20 protein-coding genes and 1 pseudogene are annotated in these 22,706 nt (G+C 71.6%); 15 read left to right on the top strand and 6 right to left on the bottom strand.

Annotated elements, in window-relative coordinates; all coding sequences use genetic code 11:
• Nucleotides 1-213: 213 nt before the first annotated feature.
• Nucleotides 214-1,038 (bottom strand): aldo/keto reductase, encoded by an 825-nt coding sequence (locus NR072_RS10550; protein WP_233569937.1) that lies wholly within the window; start codon nucleotides 1,036-1,038, stop codon nucleotides 214-216.
• 177 nt (nucleotides 1,039-1,215) lie between these two features.
• A pseudogene (locus tag NR072_RS10545) lies at nucleotides 1,216-1,407 on the bottom strand (DJ-1/PfpI family protein); the annotation flags it as partial.
• 299 nt (nucleotides 1,408-1,706) lie between these two features.
• On the opposite strand from NR072_RS10545, the gene NR072_RS10540 reads away from it, so the two are divergent.
• The 3 genes from NR072_RS10540 to NR072_RS10530 are packed head-to-tail and all read left to right on the top strand — an operon-like array spanning nucleotide 1,707 to nucleotide 3,768.
• A complete protein-coding gene (locus NR072_RS10540) occupies nucleotides 1,707-2,375 on the top strand; it encodes a biotin transporter BioY (protein WP_036381852.1) in 669 nt (222 codons plus the stop codon).
• Nucleotides 2,372-3,133, top strand: a complete 762-nt coding sequence (locus NR072_RS10535; RefSeq protein ID WP_163721218.1) for an energy-coupling factor ABC transporter ATP-binding protein — start codon at nucleotides 2,372-2,374, stop codon at nucleotides 3,131-3,133. Before NR072_RS10540 ends, NR072_RS10535 begins: the two co-directional genes overlap by 4 nt.
• Nucleotides 3,133-3,768 (top strand): energy-coupling factor transporter transmembrane protein EcfT, encoded by a 636-nt coding sequence (locus tag NR072_RS10530; protein WP_163721220.1) that lies wholly within the window; start codon nucleotides 3,133-3,135, stop codon nucleotides 3,766-3,768. Before NR072_RS10535 ends, NR072_RS10530 begins: the two co-directional genes overlap by 1 nt.
• A gap of 97 nt (nucleotides 3,769-3,865) precedes the next feature.
• Here the strand turns inward: NR072_RS10530 and NR072_RS10525 are convergent, their stop codons facing one another.
• Entirely contained in the window at nucleotides 3,866-4,318 is a 453-nt protein-coding gene (locus NR072_RS10525) for an acyl-CoA thioesterase (RefSeq protein WP_051050163.1), read from the bottom strand.
• Nucleotides 4,319-4,444: 126 nt separating this feature from the next.
• Between NR072_RS10525 and NR072_RS10520 the strand changes: the two genes are divergently transcribed.
• Together NR072_RS10520 and NR072_RS10515 are read left to right on the top strand one after the other, a co-directional pair.
• Entirely contained in the window at nucleotides 4,445-4,642 is a 198-nt protein-coding gene (locus NR072_RS10520) for a hypothetical protein (protein WP_256837201.1), read from the top strand.
• Nucleotides 4,612-5,265 (top strand): hypothetical protein, encoded by a 654-nt coding sequence (locus NR072_RS10515; protein WP_256837199.1) that lies wholly within the window; start codon nucleotides 4,612-4,614, stop codon nucleotides 5,263-5,265. The genes NR072_RS10520 and NR072_RS10515 overlap by 31 nt, the downstream gene beginning before the upstream one ends.
• Nucleotides 5,266-5,271: 6 nt before the next feature.
• Here NR072_RS10515 and NR072_RS10510 read toward each other — a convergent pair whose 3' ends face one another.
• From NR072_RS10510 to NR072_RS10500, 3 genes are all read right to left on the bottom strand, one after another.
• Nucleotides 5,272-7,803: an HAD-IC family P-type ATPase gene (locus tag NR072_RS10510; RefSeq protein WP_041104675.1), complete on the bottom strand. Its 2,532-nt coding sequence runs from the start codon at nucleotides 7,801-7,803 to the stop codon at nucleotides 5,272-5,274.
• Nucleotides 7,804-7,896: 93 nt separating this feature from the next.
• On the bottom strand, nucleotides 7,897-8,463 hold the full coding sequence (locus NR072_RS10505; RefSeq protein WP_041104677.1) for a DinB family protein: 567 nt from the start codon (nucleotides 8,461-8,463) through the stop codon (nucleotides 7,897-7,899).
• Nucleotides 8,464-8,688: 225 nt separating this feature from the next.
• A complete protein-coding gene (locus tag NR072_RS10500) occupies nucleotides 8,689-9,294 on the bottom strand; it encodes a TetR/AcrR family transcriptional regulator (RefSeq protein WP_073117265.1) in 606 nt (201 codons plus the stop codon).
• Nucleotides 9,295-9,512: 218 nt separating this feature from the next.
• Between NR072_RS10500 and NR072_RS10495 the strand changes: the two genes are divergently transcribed.
• From NR072_RS10495 to NR072_RS10450, 10 genes are all read left to right on the top strand, one after another.
• Nucleotides 9,513-11,195, top strand: a complete 1,683-nt coding sequence (locus tag NR072_RS10495; protein WP_073117266.1) for a long-chain-fatty-acid--CoA ligase — start codon at nucleotides 9,513-9,515, stop codon at nucleotides 11,193-11,195.
• A gap of 45 nt (nucleotides 11,196-11,240) precedes the next feature.
• Nucleotides 11,241-12,455, top strand: a complete 1,215-nt coding sequence (locus NR072_RS10490; protein WP_036313873.1) for an acetyl-CoA C-acetyltransferase — start codon at nucleotides 11,241-11,243, stop codon at nucleotides 12,453-12,455.
• 46 nt (nucleotides 12,456-12,501) lie between these two features.
• Complete coding sequence (locus NR072_RS10485; protein ID WP_036313876.1) at nucleotides 12,502-14,679, top strand: 3-hydroxyacyl-CoA dehydrogenase NAD-binding domain-containing protein; 2,178 nt, start codon at nucleotides 12,502-12,504, stop codon at nucleotides 14,677-14,679.
• Complete coding sequence (locus NR072_RS10480; RefSeq protein ID WP_073117267.1) at nucleotides 14,676-15,527, top strand: CoA transferase; 852 nt, start codon at nucleotides 14,676-14,678, stop codon at nucleotides 15,525-15,527. Before NR072_RS10485 ends, NR072_RS10480 begins: the two co-directional genes overlap by 4 nt.
• A gap of 46 nt (nucleotides 15,528-15,573) precedes the next feature.
• Nucleotides 15,574-16,755: an acyl-CoA dehydrogenase family protein gene (locus tag NR072_RS10475; RefSeq protein ID WP_073117268.1), complete on the top strand. Its 1,182-nt coding sequence runs from the start codon at nucleotides 15,574-15,576 to the stop codon at nucleotides 16,753-16,755.
• Nucleotides 16,756-16,795: 40 nt separating this feature from the next.
• The gene (locus tag NR072_RS10470) at nucleotides 16,796-18,376 is read left to right on the top strand and encodes a long-chain fatty acid--CoA ligase (protein WP_235187726.1); all 1,581 of its coding nucleotides are present in this window, start codon (nucleotides 16,796-16,798) and stop codon (nucleotides 18,374-18,376) included.
• 83 nt (nucleotides 18,377-18,459) lie between these two features.
• On the top strand, nucleotides 18,460-19,566 hold the full coding sequence (locus tag NR072_RS10465; protein ID WP_036313884.1) for a S66 peptidase family protein: 1,107 nt from the start codon (nucleotides 18,460-18,462) through the stop codon (nucleotides 19,564-19,566).
• Between the two features lies 1 nt (nucleotide 19,567).
• Nucleotides 19,568-20,188 carry an AMP-binding protein gene (locus tag NR072_RS10460; protein ID WP_051995213.1) on the top strand — a complete coding sequence of 207 codons (621 nt, stop codon included), beginning with the start codon at nucleotides 19,568-19,570 and terminating at the stop codon, nucleotides 20,186-20,188.
• A 260-nt stretch (nucleotides 20,189-20,448) separates the two neighbouring features.
• Complete coding sequence (locus NR072_RS10455; protein ID WP_223247475.1) at nucleotides 20,449-21,690, top strand: DNA cytosine methyltransferase; 1,242 nt, start codon at nucleotides 20,449-20,451, stop codon at nucleotides 21,688-21,690.
• 32 nt (nucleotides 21,691-21,722) lie between these two features.
• Nucleotides 21,723-22,550, top strand: coding sequence for a hypothetical protein (locus NR072_RS10450; RefSeq protein ID WP_256837194.1), 828 nt, complete (start codon nucleotides 21,723-21,725; stop codon nucleotides 22,548-22,550).
• The last annotated feature ends 156 nt before the right edge of the window (nucleotides 22,551-22,706 follow it).

The following is a 22,706-nucleotide window of genomic DNA, read 5'->3' as shown; positions in this document are numbered from 1 at the left end:
TCGTCTCATCTCAGCCCGGCACCCATGTCAAGAACCTCATGCCCCACAACACCTACCGCGAACCCGACAGGGCTCGAGGAAAGGAGTCGATGGATGGCGTGCACAGGTTCAGGAGGAGGTGACAGGCAGGTCCTTCGGAGACTTGCGCTGACCGGAGCGCTGCCCGGACTGCCCGGACCGCCCGGACCGACCGGGCTGCGCCCTGGGGCAGGGTCACAGCATTTCCAGTGGTCGCGGTCCGCTCGGGGGCGGAAACGCACGGTCCAGAGCATCCAGGTCTTCGCGGGTCAGCTCCACGTCCAGTGCTGTGGCGTTGTCGCGCACGTGCTGCGGGCTGCTCGCCTTGGGGATCGTGCAGAGCGAGTCGCGGCGCAGCACCCAGGCAAGGGCCGCCGCCGCGGGGCTGACGCTGTGACGGGCCGCGACGTCGTTCAGCGTCGTGTCGTCAAGGATGCGGCCCTGCTCGATCGGCGAGTACGCCATGACCGGCAGCTGGTGGTCGGCGCACCACGGCAGCAGGTCGTACTCCGGTCCTCGCCGCGACAGGTTGTACAGCACCTGATCCGTGGTCAGCCCGCTGGTGCCCGGCACGTCCTGCAGCTCGGCGAGGGCCCGGTGGTCGAAGTTGCTGACGCCCCAGTATCGGATTTTCCCGTCCTCGACGAGATGGTGGAAGGCCGCGACGGTGTCCTGCAGCGGGTACCTGCCCTGCCAGTGCAGCAGGTAGAGGTCGATCCGATCGGTGCCCAGGCGTTTCAGGCTGCGTTCGCAGGCCGCGATCGTGCCGGAACGGGAGGCGTGGGACGGCATGACCTTGCTGACCACGAACGCCTCGTCGCGGCGACCCGCCAATGCTTCACCAACCACCTCCTCCGCACCGCCGTCGGCGTACATCTCGGCGGTGTCGACCAGCGTCATGCCCAGCTCGAGGCCGGCGTGCAGCGCGGCGACCTCGTCGCCGCGGCGGCCGGGGTCCTCACCCCAGCCCCAGGTGCCCTGGCCCAGCACAGGGATGGACTCCCCACTCGGCAGCGTCATCCGTCGCATCCGCGATCACTTCCTTCTGGTTGTCCTGAGGCGGGACGTGGGCTGAGATCCTCGAAGGGCCGGCGCGTCCTCGACCGGTGCTGGCTTATAGGAGGGCGGCGGGTACCGAGGTGCCGGGCGTCGAGCCGGTAGTCAGCCCCGCCTGCGCCATGTGGCGTACCGCGCTGCTCACGAGCGGTTTCCGGCGCCGGTGGGCTGGACAGTACTCCCACGGCGGAACACAGGGAAGAGGTCATCGGGTGAGCGGCTGGTGGCCAGGTTCCCGTCTCGGGCGGCCTCTTGGTCCACCACGTTCACGCCGGCGTTGCGCAGGTCGGTGCGGATGCTGGGGAATGAGGTCAGGGCCCGGCCGGTCACGAGACGTCATGGCCCTGCCCGGACTGCCCGGCCACCCCGCCTTACGCCCCCGCTCGCCAGTACTGGCCGCGGTCCGCGAGATGCTCGGCGGGCCGCAGACCTCGTTCCTGCTGATCGCCGGTCAGCACAACGCCCAAGCCGACCGCTGCCTCGGTGTCGCCCCGGGAACGCACCCCGGCCGCCCACACCCTCGCCCCTGCAGTAGACTCCTGAACACTGTTCAACCCGTCGGGCACTCGCCATGCGCCCCGCGCCTCGGCTGAGCGCCCCCTCGCACTCGCTTCCGCACCAGGAGTCCCTCCATGAGCACTTCCGTGCCCTCGTCCCATGACGGCCACGTCCGCCCCGCGGCCACCACGACGGCGGACCGCCCCGCCGACACCGGCCGCCGCCCCCGTCGCGGTTCCGCCGGCGGCAGCCTCGCGCGCATCGCCGTCATGACCGCGTTGATGGCCGTCCTCGGGCTGGTGCCGCCGATTGCCGTCGCCGGTGTGCCCGCCCCGATCGTGCTGCAGAACATCGCCGTGATCCTGGCCGGTGTGATCCTCGGCCCGTGGCGCGGGGCCGCCTCGATGGCGCTTTTCGCCGGCCTCGTGGCGCTCGGCCTGCCGCTGCTCAGCGGCGGCCGCGGCGGCCTGGGCGTGTTCGCCGGCCCGACGGCCGGCTTCATCCTCGGCTGGATCCCGTCCGCGCTGATCGTCGGCCTGATCTTCTGGGCCCTCACCTCCCGGGCCCGCCCCGGCCTCGGCGCCGGACGGGTCGCGCTCGGCGCGGCCGTCGCCGGGCTGATCGGCGGCGTCGTGATGGTCTACTTCTTCGGCGTGCTCGGCTTCGTCGGGATCGCCGGGATGGAGTTCGGTGCCGCCGTCCTCTCCATGGCCCCGTTCGTGCCCGGTGACCTGATCAAGCTCGTCGTGGCCGTCATCCTCATCGTCGGCCTGTGGAAGGCCTACCCCCGCGCCTTCCGATGAGCCCGGATCGCTCCGTCACCCTCACGGGCGTCCGCGTCGAGGCCGACGGCCCCGAGGGCGTCGTCGTGCTCCTCGACGGCGTGGACCTCACCCTCACGGCCCCGCGTGTGGCGGTGATCGGGGAGAACGGCTCCGGCAAGTCCACGCTGGCCCGCGCGATCGCCGGGCTGGCCGACGTCGTCGCCGGGGAGGTGACCGTGCACGGGGTGGACGCCGTCCGGGACGTGAAGGCGCTGCGCCGCACCGTCGGCTTCGTGTTCGCGAACCCGGCCGCACAGATGGTCATGCCCACCGTCCGGGAGGACGTGGAGCTGACCGTGAAGTCGCTCAGGGACGACGCCGGCCGCCGCCTGACCAAGGACGACGTCGCCGCGCGCGTGGCCGCGGCGCTTGAGGAGCACCGGCTCACCGCGCTCGCGGACCGGGCGTGCCTGTCCCTGTCCTCGGGGCAGGCGCAGCGGCTGGCGATGTGCTCGGTGATGACCGCCGGGCCGTCCCTGGTGATCGCCGACGAGCCGACCTCCCTGCTGGACGGCCGGCACCGGCGGATCGTGGCCGACCGGCTGCTGGCCGCCGACCCCTCGGCCCCGGACGGGTTCCAGCTGCTGCTGGTGACCCACGACCTCGAGCTGGCCCGTGCGTGCGACGAGGCGGTGTGGATCCACGGCGGCCGTGTGGAGCGGACCGGCCCGGCCGAGGACGTGGTCGAGGCGTACGAGCGCTTCCTGGACCACGCCGTGGCGGCGGAGCTGCGCTGATGCTGTCCCTGTACATCCACGGCGACTCGCCCCTGCACCGCGCCCGCGCCGGCCTCAAGACGGGCCTGTTCGCGGTGTGGGTGCTGGCCCTGACCCTGCTGCCGCTGTCCCTGTGGACGGCGGGCGCCGCCGTCGTGGGTGCCGTGACCGCGTATCTCGTGGGCTTCGGGCTGCGGCGCGGTGCGGCGATGATCGCCTCCGACCTGCGCGCTCTGTGGCTGTTCTACGTGGTCCTGTTCGCGGCGCAGTGGATCTTCACCGACGCGTTCGCCGCCGGACTCATGGTGGCGCGCGTGCTCGGGCTCGTGCTCACCGCGCAGGTGTTGACGCGCACCACCCGGATCGCGGACATGACCGGGGTGGCCGAGGCGGTGCTGCGGCCGGTCGAGCGGATCCCGTGGGCGGGGCCGCGCCTGGTGCGGGCGGGGTTCCGCGCGGACCGCGTGGGCCTGGCGATGGGCCTGGTGCTCTCCTCGATCGGCCACCTGCGCGCCCTGGCCGAGCAGATCCGGCATGCGCAGGCCGCCCGCGGGGTGCGGATGGCGCCGTGGGCCTGGGCGCTGCCGCTGCTGGTGCTCAGCTTCAAGCACGCCGACGACGTCGGGGACGCCCTGGCCGCCCGCGGCATCGACTAGAGCCGCCTGCCCTCCCGCGTTGGGGGCGGAACTCGGTGGTATTCCGGGTGGGGATCCCCGAGTTCCGCCCCCGCACCGCGTGGGGTGGCGGGCTGGCTCAGAGGGGGTTGTCCAGGGGCAGGCGGTCGCGGTCGTAGGTGATCTCGGTGAAGCCGTGGGGCACGGGCTTGCCGTCCTCGCCCAGGGACACGAACACGATCTTGTCGATGGTCAGGATCATCTCGCCGGTCACGATGTTCCGCACCTTCGCCCGCATGCTCAGGGACGTGCGCCCGAACTCGGTGGCGCGCAGGCCCATCTCGATCATGTCGCCCTGCTTCGCCGAGGCCAGGAAGTTGATCTCCGAGATCAGCTTCGTCACGCACCGCGGGTTGCCCAGCTGCAGGGTCGCGTAGATGGCCGCCTCCTCGTCGACCCAGCGCAGCAGCGAGCCGCCGAAGAGGGTGTTGTTCGCGTTGAGGTCCTCCGGCTTGACCCACTTGCGGGTGCGGAAGTTGACGTCGTCGTGGGCGGCGCGGTCGGCCGAACGGGTGAAGAGCGTGGAGTCCATGGCCCCACGGTAGAGCGACCGCCGACGCCGGCACGAGGGAGGGCGCCCGATGCGGAGACGTGCTCGACCAGGCCGTAGGGTCACCGAAAGGGATCCGCAACGGACCACACAGGAGGGACCCGACCGATGACCACCCCCCCCCCCCCCGCCCCCGCCACACCCGACGCCACCTGGCGCGATGTGCCGGTGGTCGGCTTCACGGTCGCCGCCGGCATCGCCGTCCTGTTCTGCCTGGTCTGGCTGCGCCGGGACGGGCTCACCACCGACTACACGTGGGGGCTCCTGCTGGCCCGGTGCTCATGGGTGTGGCCGGGGTGGCGGTGATGGTCCTCTGGGAGCGGCTCCTCGCCCGCGTCCCGCGGTTGGCCGCCACGCTGGTGACCGGCGGCGCCCTCCTGGCCTTCGTGCTGGCGCTCGCCTGGTGGCTCGTGGAGGTGAACGCGCCGACGCACCTGTTCACCGGGAGCACGTTCTGGCTGCTCGCCGTCGCCCCGGTCTGCGCGGGCCTCGCCTGGCTCGCACACCGGCTGCTCCCGGCGGCCCGCCGGCCCGTGGAAGAGCCCCCCGCCGCCCTCGACGACGACGCCTGGGCCCGCCGCCTCGCCGGCGTCCTGCGGCTGCGCAAGGACCTGCCCGACGCGCGGGTGGCCGAGATCGTCCGTGACGCGCGGGCCCGCGGGGCCGCGGCCGGGCGCCCGCTGGCCGAGGAGCTCGGCTCCCCGGAGTCGTACGCCGTGGGCTTCCGCAAGGACCGGGTCGCCGCGCCCCGCCGGCGGGCCTGGGCGGTCACCGCGCTCGTGCTGCTCATCCTGGCCACCCGTCTCCCGGGCGTGGTGGCCGGGGAGCGGCTCAGCGCGTGGGACGTCGCGTACCTGTTGGTCGCCGTCGTCGTGCTGGTGTCGGAGTGGTGCGGCTACCGGGCGGCGGTGCGCCGGGCCCGCCGCTGAGGGGTCTCAGGCCCCCGCGGCGGCCAGCACCCGCGCCACGTGGCGGCGGTGCACCTGGTGGATGATTTCGATCAGTCCGCACCCGAGCGCCGCGATCACCAGCGCGGCCACGAGCACGTCCGTGGGCGGGACCTCCATCTGGTGGTACCAGCGGGAGGCCGGCACCAGCACGACGGCGGCCAGCACCGCGTACATCGCCAGGATGAGGACCACCACGCGCGCGCTCAGCGGCCGGGACATCACGCTGAGCACCCACAGGCCCAGCAGGGTCAGGGTGATCATGAAGGCGGCCTGCTGGCGGGGCAGGTCGACGTCGCCGGCGGTGAGGCGCACGTACGTCTGCAACGTCACCATGGACAGCAGGATCACCGCGCCGGAGGGGATCGCGAACCGCAGCGCCCGCCCCAGGAAGCCGGGCACGTAGCGGCGCGGGTTCGGCAGCAGGGCGAGGAAGAACGTGGGTGCGCCGATCATGATGAAGTCCACGGTGGAGGCCTGCCGTGGCAGCAGCGGGAACTGCCACGCGAACAGGGAGAACACCACGCCGAACAGCAGCGCGTACGTCGTCTTCGTCAGGTAGATGTGGGCGAGCCGCTCCATGTTGGCGATCACCTGGCGGCCCTCGCCGAGCACGCGTGGCAGGCGGTCGAAGCGCCCGTCCAGGAGCACCATCCGGGACACCGCCTTGGTGGCCGGGGCCGCGTTGCCCATGGCGATGCCCAGGTCCGCGGTCTTCAGGGCCAGGGCGTCGTTCACGCCGTCGCCGGTCATGGCCACCACGTGCCCGCGGGACTGCAGCGCCTGCACCATCGCCTTCTTCTGGTCCGGGCTGACGCGGCCGAACACGTCGTGCTCGGCCATCACGTCGGCGAGCGCGCCGGGGTCCTCCGGCAGGGTGCGCCCGTCGTAGGCCTGGCCCGCCACCTCGAGACCCACCTCGCGCGCCACCGCGGCCACGGTGCGCGGGCTGTCCCCGGAGATCACCACGGTCCGCACGCCCTGCGCGTGGAAGTAGTCGAGGGTCTCGGCGGCGTCCGGGCGCACGTTCTCGCGGAACGTCACGACGGCGACCGGGACGCCTCCGGCGGGCAGCGCATCCCCGATCAGGGGCTCGTCCGTGCGGGCCAGCAGCAGCACGCGGCGGCCGGCGTCCGTGTCGGCGTGGACCTGGGCGCGGACGGCCTGGGCGGCATCGGGGCCGAGGAGCCGCTCGTCCACGAGGGCCTCGGGCGCACCGAGCAGCCACGTGCCGGCCGCGGCCCCGGCCTCGGGGCCGAACGCGACCGCCGACCACCGGCGCGCGGAGGAGAACGCCACCTGGGCCGCGGGGTCCACGGCCGGGACGGCCGTGAAGGGCTCGCGCAGGGCCGCCGCGGTGGGGTTCACGTCCGGGTCCGCGCCGAACCAGGCGAGCACGGCCCGAGCCCCGTCGGCGACCTCGGCCGGGGCGCCGTCGTCGTGGGCGTCCGGGGACGCGTCGGCCGAGGCGGGCGCGGCGAGCCGGTCGAACCGGACGCCGCCCTCGGTGAGGGTGCCGGTCTTGTCCAGGCAGACGGTGTCCACGCGGGCCAAGACCTCCACGGCGGGCTGCTCCTGGATGAGGACCTCCTGCTGGGCCAGCTTGAGCGCGGCCACGGCGAACGCGATGGTCGTCATGAGCGCCAGGCCCTGCGGGATCATGCTGGTCACCGCCGCCACGGACGCGATCAGCGCGGGCTCCAGGGCGGCCTCGCGCGGCTGGGAGAGGGCGAGGGCCCAGCCGCCGACCGCCGTCATCTGGCCGTGCACGATCACCGCGATGATCGGCACCAGGGCGATCGTCAGCCAGCGGGCCACCTTCTCCAGGGCGCCGCGCAGCTCCGAGTGGATGGCGGAGTAGCGGCGGGCCTCGGCGCTGAGCCGGGCCGCGTGCGAGGCCGAGCCCACCGCCGTCGCGCGTACCAGGCCCGCGCCGGCCACGACGGCCGAGCCCGAGAGCACGGCGTCCCCGGGGGTCTTCGGCACGGGGTCGTTCTCCCCGGTGAGCAGCGCCTCGTCCATGTCCAGGCCGTCCGAGACGAGGACCTCGCCGTCCACGGGCACCTGGTCGCCGCGGCGCAGCACCACGACGTCGTCCCGCACGATCTGCGCCATCGGCAGGGGCACGCGCGCCCCGTCCCGGATGACGACGACGTCGTCCTGGTGCAGCAGCGCGATCCGGTCCAGCTTCCGCTTGGCCGAGTACTCCTGGACCACGCCGATCACCACGTTGGCCACGGCCGCCAACGAGAACAGCAGGTCCAGCCAGCGGCCCATCAGGATCACGACGACGGCGCACAGCGCGATCGCCAGGTTGAACAGCGTGAACACGTGCACGCGCAGGATCTGCCCCAGCGAGCGGGACGTGTCCCGCGACTGGACGTTGACCAGGCCCGCGGCCTCCCGCTCGGCGACCTCGGCGGCGGTGAGCCCGGTGATCCCCGCCGCGCCGGTGAACCCCAGGCCCGTCCCGCTCTCGGGGGCGGACGGGTGCGCGGACGCAGGGGAGGGGGAGGCCATGGCACAGAATCTACCCAGCCGGCGTGGGGCCGGGCATCCGACGAGGGGATGAACCCGGGTGCGACCGCAGGCGGGACCGCGGGTGGGGCGGGCTCACTCGCCGGCCTGGCCGTCGATCCCCTCGCGCAGCAGGTCGGCGTGGCCGGCGTGGCGGCCGTACTCCTCGATCATGTGGGTGAGGATCCACCGCAGCGAGACCGGGTCCCGCCCCTCCCGGATCCGGTGGGCGCGGGCCAGGGCCGCGGCGCCGTCGTCGCCGTCCGCCGCGAGCAGGTCCACCACGATCTGCCGGGACCGCTCCACCTGGCCCTGCCAGAGGGCGCGCAGGTCCGCCGCGGAGTCCTGCGCCGCGCTGTGCCAGTCCCAGTCGGGGTCCGCGTCGAAGTCCGCGCCCACCCAGGGCGTCGAGGTGGGCTCGCCGAGGGCGACGGCCTCGAACCACCAGAACTCGACGAACGCGAGGTGCTTGAGCAGGCCGCCGAGCGTCATCGCGGACGGGTGCCCCGGCAGGCGGCGGTGCAGCGCGGCCGTGTCCAGGTCCGCCGTCTTCCACTCGATCGTGGCGCGCAGGAAGTCGAGGAAGCCCAGCAGGGTGGCGGCCTCGCCCGCGGCGAAGGGCGGCTCGGGGCGGCCCTGGTCGTCGTAGAACACGGTGGTCATGGCGGCCAGGCTACGCCCCACCCACGTTTTCGTTCGGGAAACGGCGCGTGCGGGGGCGGGGGCGCGGGCGGCCGGGGGGCGCCCGCGGACCTGGAACGCGTGCGGTCGCTTTGAGCCTGAAAAGTGCGCCCATACCGACCGCAGGCGTTCCCGGAACGGGCGGGCCGGCGTCGTCGGCCTGCCGGACGAGATGCACGACGCCCTCGCGGTCGGAGGCGATCCTGCTCACCGCGGCGGATCCACCACGAGCCGCACTCGCGGGCTCGCCTGCTCGGCGGCGTCCTCCTGGGTCTCGGCGATCCGGCGCCAGATGCGGTCCGCCGACGGGTCGACCATCAGGTGCCCCATCTGCCGGATGACGGTGCCGAACACGGACGTCGGCATGCTGCGCCGCGGGGCGAAGCCGGACCGGCGCAGGCGCTCGGTCTGTCCCGTGGTCAGGTCCACGAGGCGCTCCAGCAGGGACTCGGTCTCCCCGCCGGCCTCCAGCAGCGAGCGGCGCACGTAGGCCCCCACCACCGGGTGGTCGGCCAGCAGGGCCGCGAACGCCGCGTCGCGGGCGGCGGACACCTCCTGTGGGGTGCCCACGAGCGGGACCTCGTCGAGGGTCGTGGCGATCAGGCGCAGCACGTCGTCATCGACGGCGCGGGTCAGCCCCGCCTTGCTGCCGAAGTGGTGCCGCACCAGCCCGGGGGCGACGCCGGCCCGTTGCGCTATCTCGCGGACGCTGGCCATCTCGACCCCCCGCTCGGCATACAGCTCGAGGGCCGCCAGGCGCAGGCGCGCGGGGGAGGAGAGATCGTCCTGGTCGAAGGGCAGGGGGGTGTTCATCGGGTCCTCGGGGCTGGGTCGGCGGATGGGATGGCCCGTGGTCGGGAGACGAGGATGCGGGGGCTCGCTGAACCCTACGGCAGGGATCGAAACGACCCTCGCACCCTTCTTGCACGCTAGTGCAACATCGTGCTTGAGTGTGCAACACACGCCCAGTGAGGCATGTCACAGATGACTGCCGCCCGCCTCCGCGACCACCACACCTCCCAGGGGGACCCATGCAGACCACCGACACCGTCCTCGGCACCCCGTCCACCATGGGCGACGACGAGCAGCTCACCACCACTCGCCTCCTGCGGGACGCCGCCCGGACCTTCGGGGATCAGCAGATCATCCACACCCGCGGCGGCGGCTCCCCGTGGCAGACCACCACCTACGCGGCCGTGTGGGAGCGGGTGCGCCGCATGGCCGCGGCCCTGCATGCCGAGGGCGTCGGGCCGGGGGACCGGGTCGGCCTGCTGCTGTGGAACGACGTCCGCCACCTCGAGTCCTACTTCTCCGTCCCGCTGCTGGGCGCGACCATGGTGCAGCTCAACCTGCGCCTGGCGCCCACGGACCTGGCCTACGTGATCACCCACGCGCAGGTGGGGACGATCGTCGTGGACGAGACCCTCCTGGAGCTCGCCGCCGCGCTCGAACCGCACCTGCCCGGGGGCATCCGCTGGATCGTGGCCGGCGACGGCGAGCTCCCCGCCGACTGGGCCGGTCGCGGCGACGTCCTCTCCTACGAGGCCCTCCTCGACGGGCAGGAGCCGCTCGAGACAGCGGACCTGCCGAACGTGAGTGAGCGCTCCGCCTCCGGCGCCTGCTACACCACGGGCACCACCGGCCGTCCCAAGGGCGTCTTCTACTCGCACCGGGCCACCTGGCTGCACGCGCACGCCGTGGTGTCCACCCTGGGCATGACCATGGCGGACACCGCCCTGCTGCTGACCCCCATGTTCCACGCGCAGTGCTGGGGCCTGCCGTTCGCCGCCGTCGCCGTGGGCGCGCGCCTGGTGCTGCCGGGCCGGTTCAACCTCACGGACACCCCGTGGCTGACCTCCACCCTCGTGGACCACGGCGTCACCGTGGCCCCGGCCGCGCCCGCGATCCTCATGCCGATGCTCCACCACCTCCGCACCCTCGAGACGCCCCCACGGATGGACGGCGTGCGCCTGCTGTGCGGCGCGACCGAGCCCCCCGTGGCCATGATGCGCGGCTTCGACGAGCTCACCGGCGCGGAGGTCATCCACGCCTACGGGGCCACGGAGACCTCGCCCATCGTCTCCCTCAACCGCATGAAGCCGAGCCTCATGGACACCCTCTCCGAGGATGAGCGGTGGAACCTCAAGCGGTTCCAGGGCCTCGTCGTCGTCGGGGTGGACGTGAAGATCACCGACCCCCTGGGCGAGCTGCTGCCGCCCGGCGAGGAGAACGTGGGCGAGATCCGCCTGCGCGGGCCCTGGGTGACCACCTCCTACGCCGACAACGCCGAGGCCACCGAGGCCGGCTTCGACGACGAGGGCTACTGGCGCTCCGGGGACCTGGGCTACCTCTCCCCGGAGGGCTACCTCAAGGTCACCGACCGCCTGAAGGACGTGGTCAAGTCCGGTGGCGAGTGGATCTCCTCGATCGACCTGGAGAACCACATCATGACCGTCCCCGGGGTCCGCGACGCCGCCGTGATCGGCGTCCCCCACCCCCAGTGGGAGGAGCGCCCCCTGGCCCTCGTGGTGCGGGACGAGGACTCCGACGTCGACCAGGACGCCGTCCTCGCCGCACTCGCCGAGCGCTTCGCCACCTGGCAGCTGCCCGACGAGGTCCGCTTCGTGACGGAGATCGACCGGACCGGCGTCGGGAAGGTCAACAAGCGCAAGCTGCGCGCCGACTACGCCGACGCCCTCACCTCCGGCCGCTGACCGGCCCGCCACCTCCCCAGACCCACCCCGACCCCAGGAGACCCCGTGACCCAGGACGCCTTCCTCTACGACGCCCTCCGCACACCGCGCGGTGCCGGCAAGCCCTCCGGCTCCCTCCACGAGGTCAAGCCGATCGACCTCGTCGTCGGCCTGACCCACGCGCTGCGCGACCGCCATGAGGGGCTCGACCCCGCCGACATCGAGGACATGATCCTCGGCTGCGTCAGCCCGGTGGGCGACCAGGGCGCGGTCCTGCCCCGGGTGGCCGCCCTCAAGGCGGGCCTGCCGCAGACCGTGGCCGGCGTGCAGCTGAACCGGTTCTGCGCTTCCGGACTCGAGGCAGTCAACCAGGCCGCCGCCCGCATCCGCTCCGGCTGGGAGTCCCTGCTCGTGGCCGGCGGCGTGGAGTCCATGTCCCGCGTGCCCATGGGCTCCGACGGCGGCGCGTGGGCCATGGACCCGGCCACCTCCCTGGCCACCGACTTCATCCCGCAGGGCGTCTCCGCGGACCTGATCGCCACCCGTGAGGGATTCAGCCGCGCAGAGCTGGACCGCTTCGCCGCGCAGAGCCACCGCCGTGCCGCGGCGGCGTGGCAGGAGGGCCGGTTCGCCCGCTCCGTGGTCCCGGTGACGGACATGAACGGGATGACCGTGCTGGACCGGGACGAGACCATCCGCCCCGACTCGACCGTGGAGACCCTGGCCACGCTCAAGCCCTCCTTCGAGGCGCTGGGCCGGGAGGCGGGCTTCGACGCCGTGGCGCTGGAGAAGTACAGCTCGCTGGCGGGGATCGAGCACCTGCACCACCCCGGCAACTCCTCGGGCATCGTCGACGGCGCCGCGCTGACGCTGATCGGCTCCGAGGAGGCCGGCCGGCGGGCCGGGATGAGCCCGCGGGCCCGGATCGTCTCCGCCGCCGTCGTCGGCTCCGAGCCCACCATCATGCTCACCGGCCCCACCCCGGCGTGCCGCAAGGCCCTCGAGGTGGCCGGCATGACCGCCGCGGACATCGACCTCGTGGAGATCAACGAGGCGTTCGCGGCCGTGCCGCTGCTGCTGATGAAGGAGATGGGCTGGACCGAGGAGCAGACCAACGTCAACGGCGGCGCGATCGCCATGGGCCACCCCCTGGGGGCCACCGGCGCCATGATCCTCGGCACCCTCGTGGACGAACTCGAGCGGCGCGACCTGCGGACCGGCATCGCCACGCTCTGCATCGGCGCCGGCATGGGCGTCGCCACGATCGTCGAGCGCGTCTGAGCGCCCCACCCACCCGACCGACCAGCACGGCAGGAAGAGCACCGGCATGAGTGAGCACATGATCACCTGGGACCAGGACGCCGACGGCGTCGTCACGCTGACCATGGACGACCCGCAGGCGCGGGTCAACACGATGAACGAGCGGTACCAGGACGCGATGGACGCCGTCGTGGACCGCCTGGAGGCGGAGCGGGACACGGTGACCGGCGTCGTCCTGACCAGCGCGAAGAAGACCTTCTTCGCCGGCGGCGACCTGGACTCCCTGGCCCAGGCCGGCCCCGAGGACGTGGAGTCCGTGTTCGCGCTGACGCAGCGGGTCAAGGGCCAGCTGCGCCGCCTCGAGACCCTCGGCCGCCCCGTGGTCGCCGCGATCAACGGCACGGCGCTCGGCGGCGGCCTGGAGATCGCCCTGGCCTGCCACCGGCGCATCGCCGTGGACGACCCGGGGCTGAAGGTCGGCCTCCCGGAGGTCACCCTGGGCCTGCTGCCCGGAGGCGGCGGCATCACCCGCCTGGTGCGCATGGTGGGCGTGGAGCGCGCCCTGATGGAGTGGCTGCTGCAGGGCACCGCCCGCGACGCCCGGGCCGCGATGGAGAAGGGGATCATCGACGAGGTCGTGACCGACCCCGCGGACCTGGTGCCCGCCGCCAAGCGCTGGATCCTGGAGCACCGCGCCGACGCCGACGCCGCCGTGAAGCCCTGGGACGTCAAGGGCTTCAGGATCCCCGGCGGCACCCCCGCCCAGGCCTCCTTCGCCTCCCGCCTGCCCGCGTTCGCCGCCACCCTGCGCCGGCAGCTCCACGGCGCGGACCTGCCCGCCCCGAAGGCGATCCTCAGCGCCGCGGTGGAGGGCTCGCAGGTGGACTTCGACACCGCCTCGCGCATCGAGACCCGGTACTTCGTGTCCCTCGTGACGGGCCACACCTCCTCCGCCATGATCCAGGCGTTCCACTCGGACATGCAGGCGCTGCGCTCCGGCGCGGCCCTGGGCGGTCCCTCCCGCGAGCGCAGCACGATCACCACGGCGGCGGTGCTGGGCGCCGGGATGATGGGCGTGGGCATCGCCCACGCGCTCGCGCTCAACGGCGTGGACGTGATGCTCAAGGACGTCAGCCTGGAGGCCGCCGAGCGCGGCCGTGAGCGGGTGGGTGCCCTCCTCGAGGGGCGCGTGGCGAAGGGGCGCATGAGCCGTGAGGACGCCGACGCCGTCCTGGCCCGCGTGCAGCCCACCGAGGACTATCAGGACCTCGCCCACGTGGACGCGGTGATCGAGGCCGTGTTCGAGGACCTCGAGCTCAAGGACTCGGTGTTCGCCGAGGTGGAGAAGGTGGTCGGCCCGGACACCCTGCTGTGCAGCAACACCTCCACGCTGCCGATCACCCTGCTGCAGGGTCCGCGGGAGCGCTCCCAGGACTTCATCGGCCTGCACTTCTTCTCCCCGGTGGACCGGATGAGGCTCGTGGAGATCATCCGTGGTGAGCAGACCTCCCAGCGCACGGTGGAGCGCGCCTACGACCTGGTGCAGCAGATCCGCAAGCTGCCCATCCTGGTCAACGACGGGCGCGGCTTCTACACCTCCCGCGTCTACGGCACGCTCGTGCTCGAGGCCGCGGCCCTCGTGGAGGAGGGCGTCGACGCGCAGCGGATCGAGCGGGCGGCCCGCCACGCCGGCTTCCCGGCCTCCCCGCTGGCCATGATGGACGAGGTCTCCCTGACCCTGATCCAGCACATCCGCCGCGAGGAGGAGAAGGCCGTCGCCGAGGCCGGCGGTGAACGTCCGGTGCGGCCGGGCGAGCGCGTGGTGGAGCGCATGGTGGACGAGTTCGGCCGCCCGGGCCGCGCTCAGGGCGCCGGCTTCTACGAGTACCCGGAACAGGGCCCCAAGCACCTGTGGCCGGGCCTGGCCGAGCACTTCGCCACCGGGGCGGACGTGCCCGAGCAGGACCTGCAGGACCGCCTGCTGTACCGCATGGCCATCGAGACGGCCCGCTGCTTCGACGACGGCGTCCTCACCGACGCCCCCTCGGCGAACCTCGGCGGCGTGTTCGGCATCGGCTTCCCGCCGCACACCGGTGGGCCCGTGACGTTCATGACGCACCGCGAGGGCGGGCCGGCCGCGTTCGTGGCCCGCGCCGACGAGCTGGCCGACCGCTACGGCGAGCGGTTCCGTCCCGGCGACACCCTCCGGCAGCGGGCCGAGCGAGGCGAGGGGCCGGGCCGATGAGCGCCGCACCGCTGGCCGGGGTGCGCGTGGTGACCATCGCGCTGAACCTGCCCGGGCCCGCCGCCGCGGCGCGCCTGCAGGAGCTGGGCGCCGACGTCGTCACGGTGCTCCCGCCCAGCGGGGACCCCGTGGCCACCCTGGTGCCGGCCCTCTACGAGGAGCTGCACCGCGGGCAGTCGGTGCGCACGGTGGACATGAAGTCCCAGGCCGGGGTCGCCGAGATGGAGCAGATCCTGGCCGAGGCGGACGTGTTCCTCACCTCCCACCGCTCCGGGGCGCTGCGCCGGTTGGGCCTGGACGCCGACGCCGTCCGCGCCCGCCACCGGCGGATCTGCCAGGTGGACATCACCGGATACGCCGGGGACCGCACGGACGTGCCGGGCCACGACATCAACTACCAGGCCGCGGCGGGCCTGCTGGCGCCGGGGGCTCCGCCGCGGATCCTCGCGGCGGATCTGCACGGTGCCGAGCGGGCCGTCTCCACCGCGCTGGCCCTGCTGTGGGCCCGCGGCGCGGACGGGGACGGCGGGCACGCCACGGTGGCGCTCGCCGAGGCCGCGCACGCCCTGGCCCTGCCCAACCGGCACCGCATGACGGACCCGCGCAGCCCCCTGGGCGGGGCCCTGCCCCACTACGGGGTGTATCCGGCGGCCGAGGGCCATGTGGCCGTCGGCGCGCTCGAGCCGCACTTCGCGGCCGCGCTCGTCGAGGGCCTCGGGCTGGACGCGGACGGGGACGTCCGCGCGCAGCTCACCGAGGCCCTCTCCCGGCACGACGCCGCCCACTGGCAGGCATGGGGGGAGAAGCGGGGCATCCCGCTCACCGCCCTGGCCAGCCCCACCGCCTGACCCCCACGACTCAGCACCCCCCTCGAACGACCTCCAGGAGCCCCTCATGACCACCACGGATTCCCGCACCCGCTCGCTGATCGACGTCGACGTCCTCGAGTACCACCGCCTCCTGACGCCCGAGCAGCAGGAGAAGCTCACGGAGATCCGCGCCGCCCTGGCCGAGATCGTCACCCCGCACGTGGCGGAGGCCTGGAGCCGGGACGAGTTCCCGCACGAGATCGCCTGCCGCGTCGGGGAGCTGGGCTACGACCACATCAGCGGCATGACCGAGGACCCGCTGTTCCGCGGGTACCTGATGGCCGAGCTGGCCCGCGCGGACATCTCCCTCAGCGTGTACTTCGCCCTGCACAACGACCTCGTCGGGGCCACCCTGGAGGCCCTGGGCTCGGAGGAGCAGAAGCAGAAGTGGCTTCCGGGCCTGTACGCGATGGAGTACACCGGCTGCTTCGCGCTGACCGAGCCGGAGCACGGCTCCGACGTCGCCGGCGGCATGGCCACCACGGCCCGCCGAGAGGGGGACGAGTGGGTGATCAACGGGGCCAAGCGGTGGATCGGCAACGGCACCATGTCCCGCATCGCGATCGTGTGGGCCCGGGACGAGGAGGACGACCAGGTCAAGGGCTTCATCGTGGAGACCGACACCTCCGGCTACGAGGCCACCAAGATCGAGCACAAGACCGCGGTGAAGATCGTCCAGAACGCGGACATCACCTTCACGGACGTGCGCGTCCCGGCGGAGAACAAGCTGGAGAAGGCCAACACCTTCGCGGACACCAACGTGATCCTGCTGGGCTCCCGCAACGGCCTGGGCTGGCAGGCCGTGGGCGCGCAACAGGGCATCCTCGACGCCGCCCGCCGCTACGCGCTGGAGCGCGCCCAGTTCGGTCGCCCGATCGCCGGGCATCAGCTGGTGCAGTCCCTGCTCGTGCAGATCGCGGCCAACCTGGCGGCCACCCTGGGCATGGCGCACCGGGCGGTGCAGCTGGAGGCCGCCGGCGAGGTGTCCATGACGCAGGCCTCCCTGGTGAAGCTGAAGACCTCCCAGATGTGCCGCGAGTCGGCCGCGCTGGGCCGGCAGATGATGGGCGGCAACGGCATCCTCGCCGACGTCGGGCTCGGCCGGTTCTTCTGCGACGTCGAGGCGATCTTCACGTACGAGGGCACCTACGAGGTGAACTCGCTGATCGTGGGCCGCGGCCTCACCGGTCACTCCGCCTTCCTCTGACCCCCCTCCGATGACCGCCCCGACCAGATCAGGAGCCACCGTGACGAACTCCGAGACCCCCGACACCTCCGCGACCACCGTCGGCCGGCCCACCGAGCGCCGGGGTCATGTGGCCGAGCTGCTCTCGGCCACCGTGGCCCGGCAGCCGGATGCCGTTGCCCTGCGGATCGGCGAGGCCAGCATGACCTACCGCGAACTGGATCAGGTCACGGCCGCGACGGCCGGCTGGCTGCGCCACCGCGGGGTGGGCCCGGGGGACCGGGTGGCCATGATGCTGCCCAACATCCCGGCCTTCGTGGCGGTCTACGAGGCGCTCATGCGTCTGGGCGCGGTGATGGTGCCGCTCAACCCGCTGTTCACCGCCCGTGAGCTGGAGTACTTCCTCGAGGACTCCGGGGCGCGCATGCTCTGGGCCATGCCCGGGCTGCCGGCCGTGGACGGGGTGGCCGGGAACGTCGACGTCGAGGTGGTCACCCTGGATCTCGAAGCGGTCGGGCGGGAGTGCGACGCCGAGGGCATCACCCCGGTCACGGAGATCACCCCGCGGGACCCCGACGACGACGCCGTCCTGCTCTACACCTCGGGCACCACGGGGCGGCCCAAGGGTGCCCGACTGACGCACACGAACCTGCGTTCCAACGCCATGGCGACGGCGACCGGTCTGGGCCGGCTCGGCCCGGACGACGTCGTGTTCGCGGCGCTGCCGATGTTCCACGTGTTCGGGCTCTCGGTGGTGCTCAACGGCGCGGTGTTCGCCGGGTCCACCCTGTCCCTGATGCCGCGGTTCGTGCCGGAGGCCGCCTACGACCAGCTGCAGGACCACGGCATCACGTTCCTGCCCGGCGTGCCCACCATGCACGGGGCGTTCCTCTCCGTGGCCCGGGCCCGCCGTGAGGCCGGGACCGAGCCGGCGGACTTCTCGCGGCTGCGCATGCCCCTCTCCGGCGGTGCGAGCCTGCCGGTGGAGACGCTGCGCGCGGCGGAGACGCTGTTCGGCGTGCCCGTGTTGGAGGGCTACGGGCTGTCCGAGAACGCGGGTGCGTGCTTCTTCAACCCCGTGGACGCGCCGACCCGCCCGGGCACCGTGGGCCGGCCGGTGGACGGCTTCGAGTTCCGGATCGTCGCGATGGACGGCACCGAGGTGCCCGAGGAGGACCTCGAGACCTCCGGTGAGCTGCGCATCCGGGGCGAGGGCATCATGGCCGGCTACTGGGGCCGCCCGGAGGACACGGAGGCGGCGTTCGACGAGGACGGCTGGTTCCGCACCGGCGACATCGCCCGCCGGGACGAGGCCGGGTACGTGATGATCGTGGACCGGCTCAAGGACGTGATCATCCGCGGCGGCATGAACGTGTACCCCCGCGAGGTGGAGGAGGTCCTCTACGAGCACCCGGACGTGGTCGAGGCCGCCGTGGTGGGTGTGCCGGACGAGCGGCTGGGCGAGGAGATCGCCGCCTTCGTCTCGCTGGCCCCGGGCAGCGCCGTCACGGGGGAGGAGCTCCAGGCGTTCGCGGCCGAGCGGCTGGCCCGCTACAAGCAGCCGCGGGAGGTGACCATCCTGGACGGGCTGCCGAAGAACGCCACGGGCAAGATCCTGCGCCGCGAGCTGCGTCAGGGGTGAGGGGCGCCGGGCGGTCTGGGCGCAGGTCGTCTGGTCTGAGTGAGAGGAACGACGGACAGGTGGCCTCTCGCTACGCTCCCGGTATGACTCAGCCGCTCGTCCACCCGCCCAAGGCCCAGCCGGGCGACAGGATCGCCGTCGTCTCGCCGTCGTTCGCGGCTCCCGGCTTCGCGCCCGCGGTGCACGAGCAGGCGATGCGCCGCCTGGCCGAGGTGACCGGACTGGTGCCGGTCGAGTACCCCACCACCCGGCAGCTCGGGGCGAGTCCCGAGGACCGGGCGCGGGACCTGAACGCGGCGTTCGCGGACCCCCAGATCCGTGCGGTGATCGCCACGGTGGGCGGGGAGGACCAGATCACCGTCATCGGTCACCTGGACGCGGACGCCGTGAGCGCGGACCCCAAGCCGTTCCTCGGCTACAGCGACAACACCAACCTGCACCAGTGGTTGTGGGCGAACGGCGTGGCGAGCTTCTACGGCGGGTCCACCCAGGTGCACCTGGGGCCAGGACCGGCTGTGGATGAGGTGCACGCCGCGTCCCTGCGAGCCGCCCTGCTGACGGGAGGGCGGCTGGAGATCACGGAGCCGGGGGAGTCGGAGGACCACGGCGTCGACTGGCTGGACCCGCGGGCGCTCACCGAGTTCGGGACGCGCGAGCCGGTGCCGGGCCTGCACGACGACGGCGCGCGCGGCGTCGGCGGCGCGCCCGGTGCGGGCGCCTCACCGTGGCGCTGGGCCGGGCCGCAGCGCGCGGTGACCGGCCGGACGTGGGGCGGCTGCCTCGAGGTGCTGCCGTGGGTGATGGCGGCCGGCCGCGGGCCTGCGGACATGGCGGTGCTCGAGGGCGGTGTGCTGCTCATCGAGACCAGCGAGGAGCTGCCGAGCGCCGGCGAGGTGCGGCGGCTGCTGCGGATCCTGGGGGAGCGCGGCGTGCTCGGCGCCGTGGACGCCGTGCTGGCGGCCCGCCCGCCGACGAGCTCCTTCGAGGCGCCGCGCGGTGCGGAGGAGCGGGCGCGGCGGAGCGCGGAGCAGGCCGATGTGGTGGTGGAGGAGGTCGGGCGCTACAACCCGGACGCGGTGGTGTGCGTGGGCGTCCCGTTCGGCCACACCCGGCCGCAGTGGGTGCTGCCGCACGGCGGCGTGATGACCGTGGATGGGGTGGAGAGGCGGGTGTGGGCGGAGTTCGGGTGAGTTGATCGGCGCGCTGCGCTACGTGCTTTCTGGCGGCGCGCCACTGGCCGTGGAGACGCTGCGGGAGGCCGAGGCCGAGGCGGCCTTCGGCGTGCCGGTGCGCGAGGCCTACGGCCTGTCCGAGTCCTGCGGGCCCGTGTGCTTCAACCCCATGGACGGCCCCAGCCGCCCCGGCACCGTGGGGCGGCCGCTGGAGGGTGTGGAGTTCCGCATCGTCACCCCGGAGGGCGTGGAGGTGCCGGAGAGGGACACCGAGACCCCCGGCGAGCTGCGCATCCACCGGCCCGTGGTCATGTCCGGGTACCTGGGCCTGCCGGAGGCCGGGGCCGCCGCGTTCGACGACGACGGCTGGCTCCGCACCGGCGACCTCGCCCGGCGGGACGAGGAGGGCTACTACCGGATCGTGGGCCGGCTGAAGGACATCAACATCCGCAACGGCTACAACGTGTACCCGCGCGAGGTCGAGGATGCGCTCTATGTGCACCCCGACGTCGCCGAGGCCGAGTTCTCCGCGTTCGTGCGCGAGCGCCTACTCTCGTACAAGGGGCCGCAGCCGGTGACGCTCATGGACTCGTTGCCGAAGAACGGGACGGGGAAGATCGTGAAGGACCTGCTGCGGTGAGGGGCCTGATCTGACTGGTTGGACGTATCCCAAGGGCGAGTGGAGCCCCGCCCCGATCTTCACGACGGTGGACAAGAACCCTGAGCTTGTCATTAGGCGTGCGGTCCGCACCGAATGAGGAGAACCTTGAGTGCGGTGGACCGCTCGTGGGCAGTTTCGCCTAACGTGTCCGGGGTGCGCGAGACGATGGCCTCAGACAGCATCTCACCGTCCCGCGGCTCCATGTGGGGCCGAGCTGGACACGGGTAGAGTCGTAGGTCATGGCCCACCAGGCCATGCAGAGAGGTAGGCGTCGTATGGTCCACTTGACGGGTCTATTCGCAGGTATCGGTGGCATTGAGCAGGGCTTCCACAATGCGTTGGGATCAAAGGTCGAGACAGATCTTCTGTGTGAGTCTTGGGCCCCTGCTCAAATCGTTCTGAAGAATCGGTTTCCCGGTGCTGAGCTGCACCCAGACGTTCGAGAGCTGGCATCCCTGCCGGAGGCAACTGACATACTTTCCGCTGGGTTCCCCTGTCAGGATCTCTCACAGGCAGGTCGAACTGCGGGCATTCGCGGGGAGCAGTCCGGGTTGGTGACGCATTTGTTCGAGCTGCTTCGGCGTCGCATCTCTGCTGGACGACGACTTCCCACACTGCTCATTGAGAACGTCCCCAACATGCTGGCCCTCGACAAGGGTGCTGCGATGGAGTTCCTGGTCCAGGAGATGGAGACCCTTGGATACTCTTGGGCTTACCGGGTCGTCGACACTCGTTTTACGGGACTGCCGCAGAGGCGCCGTCGTGTAATCGTTGTTGCCTCGGTGAACCTCAACCCGTCGGAGGTCCTTTTTGCGGACGAGGCGGCGTCACGCCCTGATGATCATTATTCCTCCGACGCCTTTGGATTCTACTGGACGGAGGGTAAGGGTGGATTGGGGTGGGCACCCGACGCGATTCCGACGCTCAAGGGTGGCTCCACGATCGGCATCGCTTCACCTCCTGCCATTTGGGTCCGTGGCGCGGAGGACGCCACTCGCGCCTTGGTGGTGCCGAGGGAAGCAGAAATGGAATCATTGCAGGGGTTCCCCCGCGGGTGGACTGATCTCGACTTCGGCTTGAGCGCTGCGCGGACGCGCGGAACCCGGAGCAAACTCCTTGGCAATGCAGTCTCGGTGCGTGTTGCAGAGTGGGTGGCTCGGCGAGTCTTCGCGCCAGGCGAAGTGGTGTGCCCCTCCGTCGATTGGGGCTCATCCAGGCAGTGGCCGAACGCTGCTGCTGGTATGGGCGGGAAGCGATGGCGAGTGGAGGCCAGCGAATTTCCCACTCTGGAACCGTATGAGCACTTGCTGGAGCATGTTGACGTGTCGTCAGCCCCGGCGTTGAGCCGGCGTGCGGTGTCGGGTTTCCGTTCGCGCCTTCTCCAGGGGAACTTGGGCCGATATCCGGGATTCCGCGAGGCTGTGGCTGAGGCGGACAGGGCATTGACTGAAGATCAGCTGATTACCAAGTTGGAGGCATGAACGTGTTTGGCCCCGATATTCTGGCTCGAACCATGAGCGAACCGGCAGACCCCACCAAATATGGAATTCGCTGGCAATATCATTCTCGATCAGATCGTCATGGAAAAATGGCCAGTTGGGGCGTCGCCTTCGACTTGCTTCGCTCGTCGAGTGTGATGCGGCAACATGCCCGCGACGGCAAGATTGTCCTTGGTGTCAATCTGAAGTTGAGTGATTTCGAAACGAAGAAGAGCAAGGTGCTTGACTTGGTCATCGCCCGACCAGGAGGAGCGGCGACATCGGCCCGCGGCGAGTCCCTGGTCTCTCTCGCGCAGCGCTACAACATGAACCTCTCCGGAGAAGAGATGGGCGAGCTGACGTCGCTACCAGATATTCCTGTGGCGCCTGTCGGGTCGGTTCTGGTGGCTCTAGAAGCTAAGGCCACGATGACTGCTCACGTCAAGTCACTTCCGCGTCTTCATGATGAATTGACCAGTTCCCACATCTCTGTACACGGTGAGAGCCAGACAGCCTTGGCGATTGGATACGCACAGGTTAATGTCGCAGACGTGTTTGTAAGTTCTAACCCTGCAAACGTTGAGCGCATTCATCTCGGGCAGGAACCCGTTGTCACTTCTCACAAGCAGCCCGGTGATTGTCAACGGGTGTTGGACACCCTTAATACTCTTCGGACTCGTTCCAGTTCCATCGGTATCGGTTTTGATGCAATTGGCGTAACTGTCCTCGACCTTCGGAACGATGACAGTCCTGTGAAAGTCGTTCATTCCCGACCCGCACCGCAGCCGGGGGACGCTTTTCACTACGACTCGATGATCATGCGCATGGCCACGCGCTACGACACGCAGTTCAGTGGGATCTGAAGACAAAGGCAACAACGGAAGATCTTGGGCCTCCAGCTGTGCAGCGCGGAGGATCATGGTCGCGAACCGAGCGCGGGACACCAAGCCTGAGCTCGCCGTTCGCGGGCGTGTCAACTTGTCTGTGTAAGCGGGGTGGTCACAGGTAGGGGTTGATCC

This window comes from Micrococcus sp. Mcc89 (assembly GCF_024519795.1).
In the GTDB taxonomy this organism is placed as follows: domain Bacteria; phylum Actinomycetota; class Actinomycetes; order Actinomycetales; family Micrococcaceae; genus Micrococcus; species Micrococcus luteus.
This window is presented reverse-complemented; position numbering and strand designations above follow the sequence as displayed.